We start from the raw sequence: 4,609 nt of genomic DNA on the forward strand, positions 1-4,609 counted from the left end.
GGACAGGTTTTTATAGAGGGTGCGGATTTTACAAAACATCAACCGAATCAGCGCGATATCGCGATGATCTTCGATAACCTTGCGCTCTATCCCAATAAAACCGGTTTCGAGAATATCGCATCGCCTTTGCGGATCGCGAAAACGCCGAAGGACGAGATCAATCGCCGAGTGCATGAAATTGCTGAGATGCTGAAGATCGATCATATTCTGGATCGAACGCCAGCAACATTTAGTGGCGGCGAACGCCAGCGAGTCGCCCTAGGGCGCGCGATGATCCGCCAACCCCGATTTTATTTGCTCGACGAGCCGCTTTCGAGCTTGGATTTCATGTTGCGTATTGATCTCCGGACGGAATTGAAGCGCCTGCAGCGTGAAACTGGCCAGACGTTTTTGTTCACAACGCCGGATTACACCGAGGCCCTGGCGCTCGCCGATACGGTATGCGTCTTGATTGATGGCCGAATACGGCAGATCGCCAAGGCGCAAGAACTCTATGACGAACCGGTTGATCGGGATGTCGCACACTTTGTGGGCAATCCGCCGATCAACATCATACCGGCGCGCATCACGCGTGAGAGCGGCACGGCCCATATCTCCGTTGGCTCCATGAAAATGCCGCTGCCGGCGAAAATGGAACATGGCATGCCGGGGTCAGTTACGAATGTTGAGATTGGTTTGCGGCCAGAGCATGTGCGGATTGTGGAGCCTGGCTCGGATGTAGTCCATCTGACTGGTGTCGTGAACGACCTTGAACCGCTCGGCATGCACACCACAGTGGGCATAGATTTGGAGGGTGTGAATCTCTTCTTCACGGTCGAGGGCGTGCAGGAATTCAAGGACGGCGATAAGATTGACGTACACGTCGATACGGAATCGCTGCTGTTTTTTGATCCCGAGACGGGCCGCCGCATTTCCTGAAGCCCGTTCGCTGGCCCACGTACCCCAGATTAATAGTTCTGCCTGCGGTGTGCAGTTTGCCGCGGAGTAGGCTGTTTCAATCAATCAGTCTTCGGCATTGAACTCGGTCAATTCATATGTTGCCTCGGATTAGCGTATTTTCTCTCGGCGGTACCATTGCGATGGGCTCTACGGCGCCCGGCAAGGGGGTCTCCCTATCGCATTCCGCGGAAATGCTTATCGCGGCGGTCCCAGGGTTGGCCGAAATCGCCGAGATCGAGGCGCAATCCTTCCGCCTGCTTCCAAGCCCGGATATTACTTTGGACGATCTGGCAGCGTTAGCGCGCGAAATTAATCATCGGTTGGATGACGGCGTGCGCGGCATTGTCGTGACGCAGGGCACCGATACCCTCGAAGAATCCGCCTTTGTCATTGATCGTCTGGTGCAGAACGATGCACCGGTCGTGTTTACTGGCGCCATGCGCAATCCCACCATGCCGGGCCCGGATGGACCGGCCAATCTCTTTCACGCCGTTATAGTGGCGTTGGATCAGCAAGCGCGTGGCATCGGCACCTTGGTGGTGATGAATGACGAAATTCACGCCGCTCGCTACGTGAAAAAATTGCACACCACCAGCCCCGCAGCATTTCATTCCAGTCCTGCTGGCGCCATCGGTTGGGTCATAGAAAAGCGCGCGCGTATTGTCACGCGTCCGGGTGGGCGCTATCCGATCGCGTTGCCGGCGGCGCCGCGTGCCGCGCGGGTTGCCCGCTTGAGTGTCGGCCTGGATGAAGATGGTACCCTGGTCGAACTCGCCCTGCAGGCGGGGTATCATGGCATTGTCGTCGACGTCACCGGTGGCGGTCATGTTCCCAAGGCGATGGTCGAGGCATTGGGGCAGGCAGCACGACGGATACCTGTTGTCTATGCGTCGCGCACGCGTCACGGCGATACCATGCAGGCAACATATGATTTTCCTGGCGCTGAAACGGATCTGCTGGCGCGCGGCCTGATCCCCGCCGGTTGGCTGGATGGCATCAAATCACGCTTGCTCTTGACCCTTCTTCTTCGCGCCGGCGCGGGCGAAGAAGAAATCAGGCAAGCCTTCGAAAGCTGGCGCTATCCGTTCGGGCGCTAATCCAAGAGTGGAAGAGTGGCAATTACGATTATCTGCAATAGTCGCTGGTTGGATTATTGAAAAGGGTCCCGGTCCGCCGCAACGTCGGTGGGCCGGGATTTTATTATGTACAAGATTGTCTTAGACGGCCAAGAAGAGAGTTTTTCGAGCACTAGCGAAGACAGCGTGTTGAGGGCGGGTCTGCGCGCCGGCCTTGGCTTGCCGTATGAATGCAGCACAGGCTCATGTGGCACCTGCAAATTCGATTTGCTCGATGGCGAGACCGAAAATTTGTGGCCGGACGCGCCCGGTCTCTCCGAGCGTGACCTGCGCAAAGACCGTCGGCTCGCCTGTCAAAACCGTCCCCTAAGCGACTGCAGAATCAAGGTGAGAATTGATCCTGCAGCTACTCCGAAAATCCTGCCACGGCGGCAACAGGTACGGCTTGTGGAGAGCCGAGAGCTTACCCACGACATGGTTGAATTTCGCTTCAAGGCCGAGAGCAAAGCAGAATTTTTGCCCGGGCAGTATGCACTTTTCACCCTGCCAGGTGTAACTGGCCTGCGCGCCTATTCCATGGCCAATCTTTCGAATGACACCGGAATATGGGATTTCCACATCAAGAACATGCCGGGCGGTGCCGGCAGCCATGTCCTGTTTGATGGCGTCGTGGAACCGGGCCAGATGGTCGAAATGGACGGCCCCTACGGCCTCGCATTCTTGCGTGAAAGCCCGCGGGATATCGTCTGTATCGCCGGCGGGTCCGGTCTTTCACCGATGATATCCATCGCCCGCGGCTTCGCAGAAGACGAGTACTTCAGTGACCGGCGACTGCATTTCTTTTTTGGCGGGCGCGAGCCGCGCGATATTTGCGGCGAAAAAATTTTGCGCGACTTGCCGGCCTTCGCTGATCGCATGAGTTATCATGCCGCCATCTCCGAGCCGTCCGTGAGCGCAGAGGTCTGGTCCGGCCCCCGCGGTTTTGTCCATGAGCTGGCGGCGCAGTCATTGGAAGGCGAACTAGCGGATTACGAGTTCTATTTCGCCGGCCCGCCGGTGATGGCCGAAGCGGTGCAGCGCATGTTGATGCGGGAGCATAAGGTTCCATTCGCCCAGCTTCACTTCGACAGATTTTTTTGACGCTCCGTGAGCGGCAGCTTCACTGTCACCATGGAGGAATCAGGCGTTCAGTTCTCCTGCTCGGACAGCGAGCGTGTGCTGATCGCCATGGAGCATCAGGGCTTCAAGCATATTCCAGTTGGCTGTCGGGGCGGTGGTTGCGGCGCTTGCCGAGTGTTTGTCGTGCGAGGTCAATACCGCACGCGCAAGATGAGCCGGGCGCAAGTAAGTGAATCCGAGGAACAGGCGGGTTACGCGCTCGCCTGCCGGCTGATCCCAGAGGGCGATCTCACGCTGAGGCTTGCGGGTGATGGGTCGGGTGTGTGAAATAGATATCAGCGTACAGAGATTATCGAGGGAGCTTGGAATATGGCTTTGACGGGAGTGTTGCGGGCGGGATTCGTTCAGATTCGGGTGCTCGAAATGGATGAAGCGGTGGCCCATTATGTTGATCGTATCGGTCTCGATTTGGTCGAGAAAGCCGATGATGGGCGGGTCTATCTGTCCGGCTATGACGAGTTTGACCGCCACAGCATTGTCTTGCGCGAGGCCGATGCGCCTGGCGTTGACTTCCTGGCCTTCAAGGTCACCGGCGATGCCGACCTCGACGTCTTCGAGAAGCGCATTGTGGATTTCGGCCTAGCTGTCGATCATGTGACGGCAGGCGAGCAACCGGGTGTTGGGCGGCGCATTGGTTTTACTCTGCCAAGCGGCCACCGCATCGAACTTTACGCTGAGATGGCGTGCTCAGACAATGGGCCGATCATCGAAAATCCTGATATTTGGCGCAATGAACCGCGCGGCATGCGTGCCCTCGGCTTCGACCATTGCCTGTTCTATGGCCCCAATGTCGCCGAGGTCAGCCGCTTTTTCACCGAAGCCCTCGATTTTAGCGTAGTCGAAAAGGTCCAAACACCGGACGGCCCGATCGCCGTGTGGCTCTCCAGCAGCACAAAATCGCATGAGATCGCTTTCGTCGAACATCCCGAGCCGGGCAAGTTTCATCACGTCTCATTCCTGCTCGAATCTTGGAACGATGTCGGCCATGCTGCCGATATCATCTCGCGTTACGATATATCGCGTGATGTCGGCCCAACGCGCCACGGCATCACCCGTGGCCAGACGATCTATTTCTTCGATCCCTCAGGAAACCGCAACGAGGTATTCTCGGGCGGCTACATGTACTTCCCTGACCACCCCACTCGCGTGTGGACGCCGGATCAGCTCGGCAAAGGCATTTTCTATTACGAAAAGGAACTGAACGACCGCTTCCTCGGCGTTGTGACATGAGCGTTGCCGCCCGGCATTTTATCGACGGCGCCTATTCCTCCGACAGCGGCAATCTCACTTTCGAAAATTTCAACCCGGTTAATGGCGCCTCGCTGGGTTTCGTTCCCGAAGGTGGAGCTGCCGAGGTGGATGCCGCCGTGGGCGCCGCACGGGCCTCCCTGTCTGGGCCGTGGGGTGCCATGGCG

General features: G+C 57.5%; 6 protein-coding genes. All 6 read left to right on the forward strand.

Annotation, left to right across the window (positions count from 1 at the left end):
• Positions 1–918: ABC transporter ATP-binding protein (locus O3A94_17015; protein ID MDA1357949.1), on the forward strand; the 918-nt coding region annotated here is incomplete at its 5' end.
• A 116-nt stretch (positions 919–1,034) separates the two neighbouring features.
• Positions 1,035–2,036, forward strand: coding sequence for an asparaginase (locus O3A94_17020; protein MDA1357950.1), 1,002 nt, complete (start codon positions 1,035–1,037; stop codon positions 2,034–2,036).
• Positions 2,037–2,141: 105 nt separating this feature from the next.
• Positions 2,142–3,155, forward strand: a complete 1,014-nt coding sequence (locus O3A94_17025) for an FAD-binding oxidoreductase (protein ID MDA1357951.1) — start codon at positions 2,142–2,144, stop codon at positions 3,153–3,155.
• A 6-nt stretch (positions 3,156–3,161) separates the two neighbouring features.
• Complete coding sequence (locus O3A94_17030) at positions 3,162–3,461, forward strand: 2Fe-2S iron-sulfur cluster-binding protein (GenBank protein MDA1357952.1); 300 nt, start codon at positions 3,162–3,164, stop codon at positions 3,459–3,461.
• Positions 3,462–3,503: 42 nt separating this feature from the next.
• A complete protein-coding gene (locus O3A94_17035; protein ID MDA1357953.1) occupies positions 3,504–4,424 on the forward strand; it encodes a catechol 2,3-dioxygenase in 921 nt (306 codons plus the stop codon).
• The coding region (locus O3A94_17040; protein MDA1357954.1) for a 5-carboxymethyl-2-hydroxymuconate semialdehyde dehydrogenase at positions 4,421–4,609 on the forward strand (189 nt) is incomplete at its 3' end. The genes O3A94_17035 and O3A94_17040, both read left to right, overlap by 4 nt.

The sequence above is a fragment of the Pseudomonadota bacterium genome, assembly GCA_027624955.1.
GTDB lineage: Bacteria > Pseudomonadota > Alphaproteobacteria > UBA828 > UBA828 > PTKB01.

Excerpts from the sequence above, each read along its gene's own strand:
- O3A94_17025 (MDA1357951.1), top strand. The coding sequence starts at position 2,142 with ATGTACAAGATTGTCTTAGACGGCCAAGAAGAGAGTTTTTCGAGCACT.
- O3A94_17035 (MDA1357953.1), top strand. The coding sequence starts at position 3,504 with ATGGCTTTGACGGGAGTGTTGCGGGCGGGATTCGTTCAGATTCGGGTG.
- O3A94_17020 (MDA1357950.1), top strand. The coding sequence starts at position 1,035 with ATGTTGCCTCGGATTAGCGTATTTTCTCTCGGCGGTACCATTGCGATG.